The sequence below is a fragment of the Rhodococcus sp. ENV425 genome (assembly GCF_002887785.1).
Taxonomy (GTDB): Bacteria; Actinomycetota; Actinomycetes; order Mycobacteriales; family Mycobacteriaceae; genus Rhodococcus; species Rhodococcus aetherivorans.
Window position 1 is genome coordinate 20,237 of the sequence record NZ_PCZU01000171.1, and the last position, 15,592, is coordinate 35,828.

The 15,592-nt window shown below is 69.3% G+C and carries 12 protein-coding genes and 1 pseudogene; 11 read left to right on the forward strand and 2 right to left on the reverse strand.

Features of this window, described 5'->3' with window-relative positions; all coding sequences use genetic code 11:
• From cobU to CQZ88_RS13970, 3 genes are all read left to right on the forward strand, one after another.
• Positions 1-607, forward strand: a 607-nt coding sequence (gene cobU, locus CQZ88_RS31030) for a bifunctional adenosylcobinamide kinase/adenosylcobinamide-phosphate guanylyltransferase (protein WP_258008596.1), incomplete at its 5' end; no start/stop codon positions are given.
• Between the two features lie 408 nt (positions 608-1,015).
• Entirely contained in the window at positions 1,016-1,744 is a 729-nt protein-coding gene (locus CQZ88_RS13965) for an MspA family porin (protein WP_102799913.1), read from the forward strand.
• Between the two features lie 63 nt (positions 1,745-1,807).
• Positions 1,808-2,506 carry an MspA family porin gene (locus CQZ88_RS13970; RefSeq protein ID WP_050035682.1) on the forward strand — a complete coding sequence of 233 codons (699 nt, stop codon included), beginning with the start codon at positions 1,808-1,810 and terminating at the stop codon, positions 2,504-2,506.
• Positions 2,507-2,706: 200 nt separating this feature from the next.
• Here the strand turns inward: CQZ88_RS13970 and CQZ88_RS13975 are convergent, their stop codons facing one another.
• Positions 2,707-3,465 carry an HAD-IIA family hydrolase gene (locus tag CQZ88_RS13975; protein WP_044476465.1) on the reverse strand — a complete coding sequence of 253 codons (759 nt, stop codon included), beginning with the start codon at positions 3,463-3,465 and terminating at the stop codon, positions 2,707-2,709.
• 65 nt (positions 3,466-3,530) lie between these two features.
• Positions 3,531-4,301: a sulfite exporter TauE/SafE family protein gene (locus CQZ88_RS13980; RefSeq protein ID WP_102799916.1), complete on the reverse strand. Its 771-nt coding sequence runs from the start codon at positions 4,299-4,301 to the stop codon at positions 3,531-3,533.
• 406 nt (positions 4,302-4,707) lie between these two features.
• Here CQZ88_RS13980 and CQZ88_RS13985 point away from each other — a divergent pair, with 406 nt between their 5' ends.
• The 8 genes and pseudogenes from CQZ88_RS13985 to CQZ88_RS31035 all read left to right on the forward strand — a co-directional run.
• The gene (locus tag CQZ88_RS13985) at positions 4,708-6,627 is read left to right on the forward strand and encodes a hydantoinase/oxoprolinase family protein (RefSeq protein WP_006945514.1); all 1,920 of its coding nucleotides are present in this window, start codon (positions 4,708-4,710) and stop codon (positions 6,625-6,627) included.
• Positions 6,628-6,680: 53 nt separating this feature from the next.
• The gene (locus tag CQZ88_RS13990) at positions 6,681-7,103 is read left to right on the forward strand and encodes an acetone carboxylase subunit gamma (RefSeq protein WP_006945515.1); all 423 of its coding nucleotides are present in this window, start codon (positions 6,681-6,683) and stop codon (positions 7,101-7,103) included.
• A 30-nt stretch (positions 7,104-7,133) separates the two neighbouring features.
• Positions 7,134-9,260: a hydantoinase/oxoprolinase family protein gene (locus CQZ88_RS13995; RefSeq protein WP_006945516.1), complete on the forward strand. Its 2,127-nt coding sequence runs from the start codon at positions 7,134-7,136 to the stop codon at positions 9,258-9,260.
• Positions 9,261-9,284: 24 nt separating this feature from the next.
• Complete coding sequence (locus CQZ88_RS14000; protein WP_006945517.1) at positions 9,285-11,612, forward strand: hydantoinase B/oxoprolinase family protein; 2,328 nt, start codon at positions 9,285-9,287, stop codon at positions 11,610-11,612.
• 117 nt (positions 11,613-11,729) lie between these two features.
• Positions 11,730-12,542, forward strand: coding sequence for a hypothetical protein (locus CQZ88_RS14005; RefSeq protein ID WP_102799914.1), 813 nt, complete (start codon positions 11,730-11,732; stop codon positions 12,540-12,542).
• A 108-nt stretch (positions 12,543-12,650) separates the two neighbouring features.
• Positions 12,651-14,453, forward strand: a complete 1,803-nt coding sequence (locus CQZ88_RS14010; protein WP_258008597.1) for a sigma-54-dependent Fis family transcriptional regulator — start codon at positions 12,651-12,653, stop codon at positions 14,451-14,453.
• Positions 14,454-14,593: 140 nt separating this feature from the next.
• A complete protein-coding gene (locus tag CQZ88_RS14015; RefSeq protein WP_065922259.1) occupies positions 14,594-15,076 on the forward strand; it encodes a hypothetical protein in 483 nt (160 codons plus the stop codon).
• Between the two features lie 75 nt (positions 15,077-15,151).
• Positions 15,152-15,592: pseudogene (locus CQZ88_RS31035) on the forward strand (hypothetical protein); the annotation flags it as partial.

The following is a 15,592-nucleotide window of genomic DNA, read 5'->3' on the forward strand; positions in this document are numbered from 1 at the left end:
GGCGGCCTGCGGGGCGCGACCGGGCGACGACGGTGAGGTGACTACGGTGGGACAAACGACCGGCAAAGCCGCTGCGACGCAGCGCACCCTGGTACTCGGCGGTGTCCGCTCCGGCAAGTCGCGGCACGCCGAGGAGTTGCTCGAATCGTTCCCGGCGGTGACGTACGTGGCGACCGGCGGCACGCGCGACGGCGACGCGGAGTGGGCCGAGCGGGTGGCGCTGCACCGCGTCCGTCGGCCGCGGTCGTGGACGACGGTGGAGACCGACGACGTGGCATCCGTACTGCGCGGGTCGCGCGAGCCGTTGCTGATCGACTGCCTCGGGACCTGGCTCACCGCCCGCCTGGACCGTCACGACGTGTGGTCGGGCGGCGACGTCGCCGCGGTCGAGGCGGACGTCGAGGACTTGCTCGAGGCGTGGCGTTCGTGTGCCGTGCCGGTGGTGGCGGTCAGCAACGAGGTCGGCAGCGGCGTGGTGCCGCCGACGGCGTCGGGCCGGCTGTTCCGCGACCTGCTCGGGCGGCTCAACGCGCGGGTGGCCGCCGAGTCGGAGGCGGTGACGTTGGTCGTGGCGGGCATTCCCCTTCCACTGCGGACGATCAGATGAACAGTTTCTTACCAATGGGTAGGCCACGCCGTAATTTCTTACCGCAGAGTAAGTCTCACTGCGTGGGACTCTGCACGTCGCGCGCCGGTGAGGGCTCCGGGCGCCTTCCTGTTTGCCCGAATTGTTCCGCATGTGATCTGGAACACACTCGTAACTGTTTAGTGACCCTTTCAATCATGCGTGTTATCGTTCCGTCACGAACTGGGGTCCGAGCGGGGGTGTCGGTCCACAGTGCCCTTCGGGGCGGCACGCCAACGACACCTGAATCCGCCTGCGCGACAGACCGATCGGTCTCTCGCCCTAACCAGTAGGACACACCTGAATCGACCGCGGCGGTCAACTGTGGCCGCGCGACGAGTCGTGCCCGGGGGGCGCCCGGGTAACCGCACACCTGAGTAGGGGAATGAATTGAGCAAGAAGCACACGTCCGGCTTCCGCCGCGGCGCCCGCATCGGTGGCGTCGCTGCTGCCGCCGCGATCACCATGGGGTTCCTGTCCGCGGGTGTGGCCAGCGCCGACACCTTCGTTCCGCTGCCCGACGGCGAGATCGTCGCTCCGAGCGGGAACGTCATCAAGCGCTTCGCCGAGAGCGCCCTGATCTCGCCGTCGCTCGCGGCGAACGGTGCAGGCCGGGTGGCGTGGGTGTCCGGCACGGTCACCGCCGACGTCAAGGGTGTTCCCGCCAATGCGGAGGCCGGTCCGTCCAACGGTGGTATCGCCGAGAACCCCGACGGTTCGGTCAACCAGAACGGCACCCAGGGCACCTCCACGGACGGGGTGCCGCGCCTGACCGCCGGCTACATCGTCGGCTGCCAGGTGGACATCAGCAAGCTCTCGGGCACCCTGGGCCTCAACGCGGGTCTGTCCGCCAATCTGGTCTCCGAGAGCGCCAGCGGTACTGCCGGCGGTTCCGCCAACATCTCGGTGCCGATGAGTGCCGGCCAGGTCAAGTTCGTGCGTGTCGAGAGCAAGGCCATCAAGAAGGACGGCAAGTACACGATCCAGTACCAGGACGCGCAGATCGACGCTCAGGGCTGCGGCGGCTACGCGCAGGCTCGTTCGTACACGGTCCTCGAGGTCACGGGTAACAACTACGAAAAGACCACCCTGTACGGCCAGCCGTTCAGCATCGGCTGAGCATCTCCAGGCCACCCCTCCTTACCCTCGCTCGCACGAGCGTAGAACCTCGAGAGAGAGACCATGAAGACCAGCTTCAAGACCGGCCTGCGCCGCGCGCTCAAGTCCGCCGGTGTCGGCGCAACCGTCGCCGTCGCGATCGGATTCGCCTCCGTCGGTGCGGCCAATGCCGACACCTTCGTTCCGCTGGAGGACGGCTCGATCAGCCAAACGCTGCCCGGCGGCATCACCGTCACCGTCACCCGGACCGATGAGAAGGCCAACATCTCGCCCTCGATGGGTGCGACCCCCCTGCACCGCAACGTGTGGGTTTCGGGTACCGCCAAGGTGGATATCAGTGGTCCGGGTGCCGACAAGCTCGGCGGCCGGATCCAGCCCGGCTACATCGTCGGCTGCCAGCTCGGCATGACGGCCAACCTCGGCGCGGGGGCCGGCCTGACCGGTGGTGCCAGCTCGACCAGCTCGACGCCGACCGCGGGCGCCTCGGTGACGGGCAACGCGGGAATCACCCTGACGCCGAACCAGGCCTACGACTACAAGGTCCTGGACCTGACCCAGTCCGACCCCTGGGGCGCCGAGGTGCACCGCAACTACAACACCTTCAAGGGTGCGACCGGCAGCGTCACCTGGGGCGACTCGACGCTCGGTGTGACCGGCTGCGCCGGCTACGCACAGGCCCGCAGCTACGTCAAGGTCACGGTCGACACCGCGACCACGACCCAGCAGGTCACCCTCTGGGGCCAGCCCTTCAGCATCGGCTGAGCGAGGCGCCTTCAGAGGTGAGCAGCCCCGCCGACGAGAACCTCATCCTCTCGTCGGCGGGGCGTCGTCGCTGCCCGGTCCGGTGGGGGCCGGGCAGTGGCGTCATGGATGAACGGTGACGGGGAGGTTGTTGCGGCATCGCCCGAGTGGCATGCGCGACAACCTCCCCTTCGGCGTCGAAACCGCCCGCTCGATGCCGCTCAGAACGGATTCGCGGTGCGCCCCACCAGTTCCGCGATCGATTCGATGACGCGGGTGGGCCGGTAGGGGAACATCTCCACGGACTCGCGGGTGGAGATGCCGGTGAGGACCAGCAGTGTCTGCAGGCCCGCCTCGAGGCCGCAGACGATATCGGTGTCCATGCGGTCGCCGATCATGAGCGTGTGCTCCGAGTGCGCGCCGATCGCGCGCAGGGCGGACCGCATCATCAGGGCATTCGGCTTGCCCACGAAGTACGGTTCGCGGCCCGTCGCGCGGGTGATCAGGGCCGCGACGGCCCCGGTGGCGGGGAGCGAGCCCTCCCGCGACGGTCCGGTCGGATCCGGATTGGTCGCGATGAACCGGGCACCCCGCTCGACGAGCCGGATCGCCGTGGTGATCGCCTCGAACGAGTACGTGCGGGTTTCCCCCAGGACGACGTAGTCCGGATCGCTGTCGGTGAGGACGTAGCCGATGTCGTGCAGGGCCGTGGTCAGCCCCGACTCGCCCACCACGTATGCGCTGCCACCGGGGCGCTGATTCGCCAGGAACGTCGCCGTCGCCAGCGCCGACGTCCAGATCGACTTCTCCGGGACGTCGAGCCCGGTGCGCAGCAGCCGGGCCCGCAGATCCCGCGGAGTGCGGATCGAGTTGTTGGTGAGCACCATGAACGGCGTGCCGTTCTCGCGCAGCTCGGTCAGGAACGCGTCGGCGCCGGGAATCAGGTGTTCCTCGTGGACCAGGACGCCGTCCATGTCCATGAGGTAGTTCCAGACCGGCGCGGGTGTGGGTTCGTCGCTCACCGTTCGAGTGTGTCACCGACCGCTCAGGCCAGCAGCCGGTACAAACCGATCAACCCGACCACGACGATGACGGCACGCAGCGCCGTGGGCGAGAGCCGGCGGCCGTACCGGGAGCCGAGGGCGCCACCGATCAGCGAGCCCACGGCGATCAGCGCCGCCACCGTCCAGTCGATCCGGTCGAACGCGACCAGCGTGTAGGCGGTGGCGGCCACGACGTTCACCAGCAGCGAGAGCAGATTCTTCGCGGCGTTCTGCCGCTGGATGTGATCGTGCAGCAGCGCGCCGAACAGGCCCATCAGCAGGATGCCCTGCGCGGCTGTGAAGTAGCCGCCGTACACGCCCACTGCGAATGTGCCGACGATCAGCGCCGTCATCCGGGCGGGGCCGATCTGCTCCTCCGGGCCGCCGGAGCGGCGCAGCACCCACTGCTGCAGCTTCGGCTGGAACACGACGAGGAGCAGCGCCAGCACGAGCAGGACGGGCACGATCGTCTCGAAGGCCGACTCGGGCAGGTTCAGCAGCAGCCACGATCCGAGGCCCGCGCCGGAGACCGACGCGGGGATCTGCCACCGTAGCCGGGGCCACTGTCCGCGCAGCTCCCGCCGGTACCCCCACGTGCTCGACACCCCACCCGCGACGAGCCCGACCGCGTTGGACATCGTGGCGGTCACCGGCGGCAGGCCGAAGGCGACGAGGGTCGGGAAGGTGATGAGGGTCCCGGAACCGACCAGCGCGTTGATCGCGCCGGCGCCCAGCCCGGCCAGGGCGACGAGGAACAGTTCGAGCGGTGTCACCGAGCCGACCTTACGGTAGGCGCCGCCGTGGCCTGTCGTCGCCACCCCGGAGCGTCGGGTGCCACCGAATATGCTGTCTCGACAAGGCTTTCGCGTGGATCGACGGCGGACGGTACCGGCCGCCGCGGGTGCCGGTGTCCCGCCGTCGTGGCCCGCCGGTGCACCGTCCCAATTCCGGACACTCCCCGTCCGCGGGAGCCGCCCACCCCTCCCGCCGGTTCGGGGGCCGAACGGCCCCGTTCCGGCGACGCGCGCTCGAATCCGCAGGTCGAGGGGCGTCCGGGGGCGGGAGATGAGCCACGTCATAGCGGGTGTCCGAAAGTGGCACACTTCACATCCTCGGGTCCGGACGCATGCTCTTCCTCATTCGAACCGCATCACCGCAACCCGAAACGGGGGACACCCGATGGACAGACTCATCAACATCGACAACGGTGGCACGCTCACCGACATCTGCGCCTGGGACGGCCACGAATTCAGCTTCACCAAGACCCTCACCACACCGTTCGATCTGTCGCAGTGCCTGTTCGACGGATTGACGAAGGTGTCGAAGGAGATCTACGGAGCCGAGGACCTGCCTGCCCTGCTGCACTCGACGGCGCACATCCGTTACTCGACCACGCAGGGGACGAACGCGCTCGTCGAGCGCAAGGGCCCCCGCATCGGCATCATCACCGACTCGGCCGCCCTTGTCGACGAGCTGCGCCGCACCCCCGAGCAGCAGGCGCTGTTCGACGACCTCGTCGGGGCCCGGGTGGCCGTCGTCGACGCCGAGGCCGCGGACCTCGAGGGGGAGCTGGTCGCCCGGGTCAACCGTCTCACCACCGACGGTGCCGCCCGCATCGTCGTCGCCGTCGGGGACACCGACGACGGACGCGAGCGGAAGCTGCGCGGCATCCTGCTGCGCAAGTTCCCGCGCCACCTGCTCGGCTCGGTTCCGTTCCTGTACTCGTGGGACTTCACCACCGACCGCACGCCGGCCCGGCGGGTCTGGTCGGCCGTGATCAACACGTTCCTGCACCCGACGATGGAACGGTTCCTCTACAACGCCGAGCACCGGCTGCGCGACCACCGCGTCAAGAACCCGCTGCTGATCTATCGCAACGACGGCGCCTCCTCGCGCGTCGCGAAGTCCGTGGCCCTCAAGACGTACTCGTCCGGCCCGCGCGGCGGCCTCGAAGGCACCCGGGCGCTCGCCGAGATCTACGGCCTCAAGCACGTTCTCATGATCGACGTCGGCGGCACCACGACGGACATCGGCACGGTGGCCGGGCGGGAGATCCTCACCGACCGCCGCGGCTCGATCGCCGGCATCCCGACCTCCTTCCCGATGTCGAACGTCGAGTCGGCCGGCATCGGCGGCAGCTCCATCATCACCGTCACCGACGGGGCGATCACCGTCGGACCGGAAAGCGTCGGTGCGGCACCCGGACCGGCCTGCTTCGGCTTCGGCGGCACGTCCGCCACCATCACCGACGTCAACCTCCTCCTCGGCGTCCTAGACCCCACCACCTACCTCGACGGCGACTTCACCCTCGACGCGGACCGGGCCCGCGCCGTCGTCACCGCCACGGTGGCCGAACCTCTCGGCCTCACCCTCGACGAGGCGCTGCTCGCGATGGAGCAGGCGTACTTCACCGCGATGGGCAACGCCGTCGCGCCCGCGGTGTCGGAGGCCGACGAGACCACCATCGCCGCGTTCGGCGGCGCCGGCCCGATGAGTGCGTGTGGCGCGGCGCGGGTCGCGGGCGTGCGCAGCGTGCTCGTCCCCAAGCTCGCGGCGGTGTTCTCCGCCTTCGGGATCGGGTTCTCCGACATCGGGCAGAGCTACGAGGCCGACGTCGCGGACACGGCGGAGGCGACGCTCGCCGCGGCCGTGGCCGACCTGCTGGCCAAGGCAGAACGGGACATGTTCCAGGAGGGGCACGCCCTCACCGACTGCGAACTCTCCTGGACCCTGACCACCGAGGATGCGCACGGGGCCACGGTCGACGAGGCGTCGTACGAACCCGGCGAGTGCGTCGAGCTCCTGCCCGGCGCGTCCACCGCGCTGACCCTGGTGGCCACCCGCCGGATGAACCGGATCGAGCTCCCGCACGGCTCCTTCGCCGAGGCCCGCGATCCCCGGGCGGCCGGGGAGCGCACCGTGCTCGGAGCCGGCGGCCGACGGGCGGTGCCGGTGTTCGCGCTGGCCGACCAGGAGCCCGGCGCCACCGCCGAGGGCCCGGCCATCGTCGAAGGCCCCTTCTTCACCGCCCGCGTGCAGGAGGGCTGGAAGTTCGACGTCACCGCCGGCGGCGACCTGCTGCTCACCGACACCCACTGACCGACAGAGCCCGAAGCCTGTTCGACCGCAGGCTCGTTCGAAGGATGCACGACATGCAGATCCCCATGACCGAATACCTGGTCATCGACCTCGACAGCGAACTGTGGGTGTGCCGGGTGTGCCGGCACGAACTCGGCAGCGCCCGCGGCAATTACAAGGAAGGCACCCTGGTCTACGACCGCGACCCGCGCGAGATCCACCAGCCGATCATCGATCCCGACCGCTACGAGTTCACCTTCTCGCCGGACCCGGCCTACTGCCGCATCCTCGAGTACTACTGCCCCGGCTGCGGCACCCAGATCGAGACCGAGTACATCCCGCCGGGACACCCCCCGACCGTCGACATGGAATGGGACGTCGACGCCTTGCGCGCCCAGTGGCTCGAACGCGGCACCGATCCCGGACAGGTCGTCACGTACGGCCCCGGCCAGGACGCCGAGGGCGAGTTCGAAGGCCGGCGCCACAACCACCACTAGTCACCGCGACCCGCAAGGAACCTCGTCACCATGAAACGAATCTCCGTCGACATCGGCGGCACCTTCACCGACTGCTTCTTCGCCTGGGACGACAAGTACGTCGAGGCCAAGGCCCTCACCACCCACCACAACCTGGCGCAGGGATTCAACGAGGCACTCGACCTCGCCTGCCGCCGAGCCGAACTGGACCGGGACGACGTCCTGTCCCAGGTGGATTCGGTCCGCTACGCGACCACGCTCGGCACCAACGCCCTCATCGAGCGCAAGGGCCCGCGCGTCGGTGCCATCGTCACCCACGGCTTCGAGGACACCATCCCGCTCTCCCGCGGCCGCGGATACGGCGAGGGACTCGATCCGTCGATGCAGCAGAACCTGCCGGCCGCGGAGCGGCCCGAACCGCTGGTCCACCGGAGCCTGATCCGGTCGGTCCAGGAGCGGGTCAACTCCGCCGGCGAGATCGTCGTCCCGCTCGTCGAGCAGAACGTGCGCACGATGGTGCGTGAACTCGTCGACGCCGGTGCGCAGGCGCTCGTGGTGTCGCTGGTGAACGCCACCGAGAATCCCACCCACGAGCTGCGGATCATGGAGATCATCCAGGAGGAGTACCCGGAGCATCAGCTCGGCGCGATCCCGGTGCTGCTCGGCCACCAGGTCTCCGGGCGCAAGGGCGAGTACGTCCGCGCGACGTCCACCATCGTCGACGGCTTCCTGCACGGCATCATGTTCCACGCCATGAGCCAGCTCGCGAACAACCTGCGCGACTCGGGCTACGACAAGCCGATGCTCATCATCCACAACTCCGGCGGCATGGCCCAGATGAACTCGACCGATGCCCTGCAGACCATCCACTCGGGTCCCGTCGCGGGTGTCAGTGCCGCCGAGCATCTGTCGGAGTCCTCGGGGATCGGCAACATCATCACCACCGACATGGGCGGCACGTCCTTCGACATCGGACTGGTACCCGCGGGCGGCGTGAAGCACTACGACTTCCAGCCCACGATCGACCGCTGGCTGGTCTCGGTCCCGATGATCCACCTCGAAACCCTCGGCGCCGGTGGTGGTTCCATCGCAAGCTACGACCGGATCCACCACTCGGTCCGGCTCGGGCCCGAGTCCGCCGGCTCGGACCCCGGTCCGGCCTGCTACGACCGCGGCGGGCTGCGCCCCACGGTGACCGACGCCGACCTGCTGCTCGGCTACCTCGATCCGGACAACTACGCCAACGGCTTCATCAAGCTCAACCGCAAGCGGGCGGTGTTCGCCGTCGAGGAACAGCTGTGCGACGAGCTCGACCTCGACGTCATCGACGTCGCCAAGGTCATCAAGCGGTCCGTCGACGAGCAGATGGCGATCGGCATCGCCAAGGAGTTGCGGGTGCGCGGCTATCTGCCGGAGGACTTCACCATGCTCGCGTACGGCGGCAACGGCCCGCTGCACGCGTGCGGGATCGCCGACCAGGCCGGCATCCGCAAGATCCTCGCCCCGCCGTTCTCCTCGGTGTTCTCCGCCTGCGGCGCCGGCAACATGAAGCAGCTGCACATCCACGAGCGCGGCGTCCACGTGGTGCTCTACAACGCCACCACCCGCGGGCTCTACGACAGCTACGACGAATTCAACGACATCGTCGCCGCGCTCGAGGCCCGGGGCGCGGAGGATCTGCGACGCCAGGGTGTCGGCGACGGGGCGATCGAGCACCGCCTCGAGATGGACCTGCGCTACGGCAACCAGCTCGTGACGACGGCAGTGGCCTTCGACATCAACCGGATTCACGGCGTCGGTGACGTGCTCCACCTGATCCGTACGTTCTCCGACATCTACTCCAAGCGCTACGGCGAGGGGTCGGCCGCACCCGAGGCCGGCATCCGCGTCCAGACCATCAGGGTCGCGTCCTACGTCAACGGTGAGACCGTCGAGTTCGATTCCCTGCACCACGACGGGGAGCGGACGCTGCCGACGCCGGTCGGGCACCGCGACGTCCATTTCGTCGCGCATCCCCGGGCGATCACCACCGCGATCTACGACGCCGACGCGCTGAGTCACCACCACGTGATTCCCGGTCCGGCGATCGTCACCACCGAGAACACGACCTACCTCGTCGAGCCGGGCTGGCGCCTCGAACCCTCACCGCAGGGCGCCGTCTGGTTCCTCAAGGACTAGCGCAGAAACACAGGAGACACAGCCATGACCGCACTTCACGACGACCTCACAGCCGCTGCGGAGCAGCGCCTTGCAACCGCTTCGCTGAACGAGCAGGAGCAGCAGTGGGTCGACGACTTCATGGACGAGACGACGCTGTTCCTCGGGCCGGACCGGGAGATCATGCGTTCGCACCACATCACCTCCCGCAGCGAGTTCGAGCAGGAATGCCTCGCCGACGGGGTCGACCCCCTCCAGGTGGACCGCATCCGCAAGCGCCTCGCGGGCGCCCTCGACGAGGGCTTCGAGATGTGCGAGGCGATGGGCGCGGCGCCGGGCGCCAAGTGGGGGGACCTCACCACGGCCATCTACACGGCGGCCGGGGACGTCACCTACCTGTCCTGCCACGGCGTGATCGCCTTCTCCGCGATCCTGCACCACCCCATCCGGTACATCATGAAGTACTGGAAGGACGAGCCAACCGTCGGAATCCACCCCGGCGACGGGTTCATCCACAACGACGCCCGCTTCGGCAACGTCCACAACACCGACCAGTCGATGATCATGCCGATCATCCGGGACGACCGCATCATCGCCTGGGTGGCCGCCACGATCCACGAGGGCGAGAACGGCGCCTGCGAACCGGGCGGCATGCCCTCCGGCTCGGAGACCCCGTTCGACGACGGCCTGCGGATGAGCCCGTTCAAGATCGTCGAGCGCGGCGAGCTGCGCCGCGACCTGCTCACCTTCCTGCAGCACTCGGTCCGCGACCCGAAGCTCCAGCTGGCCGACCTGAAGGTGAAGATCGGTGCGGTCCAGCGCATCCAGGAACGCGTCGACAAGATCATCGACGAGGTCGGCGTGGAGACGTTCGTCGCGGCGCTGCGGATCACCGTCGAGGACGTCGAGGCCGAGGTGCGCCGGCGCATCCGGGAACTGCCCGACGGCACGGTCCGGTTCAACCAGTTCATGGACTCCACCCTCAAGGAGAACATCCTCATCAAGCTCGCCTGCTCCATCACGGTCCGGGGCGACAAGATGACCATCGACCTGCGGGGCAGCGGACCGGAGATCCTGAACCGGGCCATCAACTCGCCGCTGTGCTCGGTCAAGTCGATGATGATGCAGGCCATCCTCGCGTTCTGGTGGCCGGACCTGCCGCGCTGCACCTCCGCGATGAGCCCGATCGAGATCATCTCCGACGAGCACACGTGGTCCGACGCCGGCTACGACGCCCCCATGGGCCAGTCGCTGCAGGCCTCCTTCCGCGGCTTCTCGGCGCTCCAGAATCCCTGGGCCAAGCTGCAATTCTCCAACCCGGAGAAGTTCTCCAACGTCATCGCGCCCTGGTTCAACCAGATCAACACCTTCCTGTGGGGCGGGGTCACCCAGCACGGCGACCAGGTCGGCAACCTGTGCGCCGACCTGAACGGCATGGGCGGCGGCGCCAAGGCGTTCCGAGACGGCGAGGACGCGGTCTCCCCGCTCTTCTGCGCGATGGCCGACACGGCCGAGCAGGAGGTCATGGAGGAGGAGGTGCCCTTCATGCAGCTGGTGAGCAAGCGGATCGTCCGCGACAACCAGGGCTTCGGCAAGTACCGCGGCGGCATGGGCTACGAGATGATCGTGGCGGCCGAGGGCACCCCGCTGTGGGGCTTCATGACGGTGACCTCCGGTGCCAAGTTCTCCTCCATCAGCGGACAGTTCGGCGGGTACGGCTGCAACACCTACCCGCTCGCGACGGTCAAGGGCGTCAACGTCTACGACGAGCTGCGCCGCAACCCGGAACGGTTCGACCTGTCCATCGAGAAGGTGATGAACGAACAGCCCTTCGAGGGCGCCGAGTACAGCACCAGCCACATGGGTCTGCAGTTCGACGTCGCCAAGGACGGTGAGCTGTACATGATTTCGCAGGGCACGGGCGGAGGGTACGGAGATCCGCTCGAACGCGCCCCGGAGGACGTGGTCGCGGATCTCGAGATCGACCGGATCTCCGCGAAGGTGGCGCACGACATCTACGGCGTCGTGTACGCGCCGGACACGTTCGTCGTGGACGTCGACGCCACGGAGACGCTACGCGCGTCGATGCGGCGCGACCGGCTCTCCCGCGGTGTGCCCTACGGCGAGTTCGTCGAGAAGTTCGTGACGCCCGAACCGCCGCAGGACCTGCTGTACTACGGATCCTGGGGCGACACCGAGGAACTGACCGCCACGCACTTCACCGTGCACGGCGCCGAGCGGGTCACCACGACGATCGACAAGATGCCGATCATCATGATGCCCGACCGGCGGGAGCTGAAGATCGCCGAGCTCACGGCCCGGGTGAAGGAACTCGAGTCCAAGCACGGCGAGATCGTCCACCGCAAGTCCTGAAACCGGTCCGGCCGGAGCCGGTTCCGGCCGGCTCCGGCCACCGGATCCACCCAAGCCGGGTGCCCGCACGTGTGCTCCCCTCACCCGTGCGGGCACCCACTCCCTGGAGTCAGAAACATGACCATCTCGTTTCCCGCCGTACTCGACGCGCCGGTCTCCGGGCGCCGGGTCCCGCTCGTCGTCGACCATCTCGACTACAGCCGCCGGGTCCTGCTCCGCGGCAACCCGGTGCCCTGGGAGGATCCCACCGCGCTGTCGAACTTCCTCAACCAGGCCCACGGGCTGCTGCGACCGGACGTCACGCTGCTCGATCTCGGCGAGTACTACCGCCTCGCGGCGGACGACCCGCGCCTGCGCGAGGCGATGGCCGCACGGTCCCGGACCGGGTACGCGTTGCGGGCACTGCTGGCGGACGCCGCGACCGCCCGCGCCGTGGCGACGCTCGCCGCCACCGTGGCCGGCACGACCCGGCTGCCGCTGGTGCTGCAGATCCCCTCGCCGCGGGCCTGGCTGGCGGCGACCCACACCGGAGACGTCGCGGACCTGGACGCGGACCGCGTCGAGGCCGCGGCGATGTACGTCGCCGACTGGCTGCGCGGCTTCGCCGAGGTGCCGGTCTCGGCGGTCCTGCTCGACGAGCGGATCGCGCCCGGCCCCGACGCCGCCGCGCTCCCGCCGGTCGATCCGCAGTCGTACGTGCCGGTGACGAACGTGGCCGCGCACTACCGGTGGGAGATCGGACTGCGCGGCGAGGACACCGTCTCGGTCGGCGCGCACGAGGGTGACGTCCTCGGCTCCGGCTACTGGCTCGCCGACGACGCTGCCGTACCGGACGCCCGCGGAGCGTTCCGGCTCGCGCACCTGCCGGCGGATGCGGTCCCGGAGACGGTGCTCGCCCGGCTGGCCCGGCTCGACGGCCACGGTGCCTGAACGTGGACGACCTGCACACCGGTGCCGCGGGGAGCGGCACCGGCCCAGGGGCGGACGCTACCCTGGAGGCGTGACGTGCATCACGAGAGTGCCGGGGCGAGGCGCCCGATGAAGAGCGCGGACCGACGGCTGCGGGTGGCGGTCGCCCGGGCCGGATTCCTCGACTCCGGCGAACCGGACGATTCGCTGGTCTCCTCTGTCGTGTCCGCGTCGTGGCGGCGCTCCGCCGCGGCGGGCGTGCGACCGTCCGGTGGGGAGGTCCGGTTCGCGGGGGAGGTGGACCGGACCTCTCGGCTGGTCCAGTGCTCGCTGCCGGTCCTGGACCGCCTCGCGGAGGAGACCGTCGACGTCCCGGTGAGCATCGCCCTGACCGACGCCAAGGCACAGGTGCTGATGCGCCTCGACGGGGCCCGCGCCATCGGACGGTTGCTCGACCATGTCTCCCTCGCGCCGGGATTCGACTACTGCGAGGGGCAGATCGGCACCAACGGCGTCGGCACCGTGCTGGAATCCGGGCGCCCGGTGCAGATCGAGGGCGCCGAGCACTTCCACGAACGGTTCCAGCCGTTCGCCTGCTCCGGGGCGCCGATCCGGGACCCGTTCAGCGGACGCGTCGCCGGCGTCATCGACATCAGCTGCCTCACCGAGCATTCCTCGCCGCTGCTCACGACCGTCGTGCGGACCGCGGCGGCGGAGATCGAACAGAATCTGTTCCGGGACCGGAGCGCCCGCCAGCACGCGCTGTTCGACGCGTTCGTGCGGGCCGACGCTCGCGGCGGCACGGCCCTCATGGCGATCGGGAGCGCGATGTCGCTCGCGAATCCGCTCGCCCACACCCTCCTCGCGCCGGAGGACCAACGCCGTGTCGGTGAACACGTCGACTACGTCATCGGGCACCGCGCGCGCATCGACGAACTGGTCGAGCTGGGCACCGGCCTGTCCGTCCGGGTTCGCGCGACCCGGATCCTGGCGGGCGAGGACACCGCCGGATACCTCGTCGAGGTCTCCGAGGCGGCCGCGGCCGCGGCACCGCTTCCGTCCGTTCCGAACCGGGTCCGCGAGCACCGGCTGCACTCCGGGCGGGTCGGGCTGGCCGCTGCCGGCACCGATCGTCTCCGCTCGAGCGGTTCCTCTGCGCTGTGGATGCGCGCCTGCAACGAGATCGAGGAGGCCCTGTCCGCCGGGGCAAAGTTGCTCCTCACCGGCGAACCGGGCACGGGGAAGGCGTCTCTCGCGTCGGAGATCTTCCACTCCCTGTACGCCGGGGGCCGGAGCATCCTCGTGGACGGGAGCGAGACCGACCTGTCCGGGCTCACGGTGTCCTCCACCAACCCCACCCTGTACGTGCTGCGCAACATCCAGGCCATGCCCGCCCCGCTCACGACGACCTTGGCCGAGACCCTGGCGGAACCCGTCCCCGAGCACATCTTCGTCGTGGCCACCATGGAGGAGTCGGAGGAGCCGCCGTCCGAGACCCTGGCACCGCTGCTGGCGGCGCTCGACCGGACCGTGCACGTTCCTGCGCTGCGGCACCGCACCGACGACATCGCCGGGGTCGTGGCGCAGGTGCTCCGCAAGATCAGCGGATCGCAGAGCCGAGCGGTCGCTCCCGACGCCATGCGGGTGCTGGCGCGCTATCCGTGGCCGCGCAACATCCACGAGGTCGAGGCGGCCCTGCGGAGCGCCGTCGCACAACGGCCTGCGGGCGCCATCACCGTCGAGGACCTGCCCGAATGGTGCCGGCACGGTCCGCGCAGGCAACTCAACGCGGTCGAGGCCGCCGAACGGGATCTCATCGCCAAGATCCTGCGGGAAACCGGAGGCAACCGTGTGCACGCTGCGCGCGCGCTGGGAATCTCGCGGTCGTCGCTGTACCGGAAGCTGACTCTGTTCGGATTCACCGGCGAGTAGTCACCTACGGGCGATCGTCGCGCCGCGCCGGTTGCCGCGACGAGGATCCCTGTCCGGATCTGGGACAGTTCGCGACCGCTCCTCCCGCCGAAGATGGAGATAGCACATCTCGTCGACTGCGTGAAGGAGGAACGAGAGTCGTGAACACCACAGACGAGCCGTTCTTCAGCTGGAACACGAGGCGAATGGTCCTGCGCACCAATGGATGTCCGTTCCACGATCAGTCGGGGATCGACTCGGGCGGTCCCGAGCTCGTATCGGACGTGCCGCTGACGGTCGGCACCCGGAGAGGGCGTCTGCTCACCGTCGTGGACGACGACGAAGAGCACGTGGCGCTGGTGGTGGGCGACGTGCAGCAGCGGCATGATGTGCCGGTTCGCTGGGTGGTCGCGGAGGGCCTGCTGATCGAGGGGAGCCGCAGCCGGCTCGACGCGGAGATCCTGTTGCCCGTGTCGGAGGCCCCCGCGGTTCCGGTACCGAATGTGCGGCGCCTCGCGGACCATCGGAGCCGGTACAGCGGGGCGGTGCATGCCCTCCTCGTGCATTCCGGTGCCGTGTCCGTCACCGTCGAATTCGGCCCGGCGTCGCTCCGGGCTGCGCCGCAGCTGGACCGCTCCGCGTGAACCGCCCGATCGACCCTCGGACGGGCCGATCGCGAACCACGTGCATTTCGGGCGCCGGAGGGCTTTGATGTCGGTATGAACGGCAGGACCGGCCCCGACCCGGTACGCGTGGCGGTCGGTGCCGCCGCGACCGTGGGCGACGGGATTCGTCGCATGCTCCTGTTCGGTGTCGACGCGGCACGTCGTCTACCGGGTGTGGACCCCGCGCTCGTCGCGCTCGAGGCGCGCGGCGCCGAGACCCTGCGCGCCGGGGACGAGATCGCGGACCGGTTGCTGCGCGCTGTGGTGCGCCGGGTGGTGAGCGCCGCGCTGGACGAGGTCGACATCACCGCCGTCGTGCGGGACCACGTCGACCTCGATGCCGTCGCCGAGGGCGTCGACGTCGAGCGGATCGTCGGTCGGGTGGACCTGGACGCGATCGCGGCGCGCGTGGACATCGCACCGATCCTGGACCGCGTGGACATCGACGCGGTGGCGGAACGGGTGGACGTGGGCGCGATCATCGATCGGGTGGAC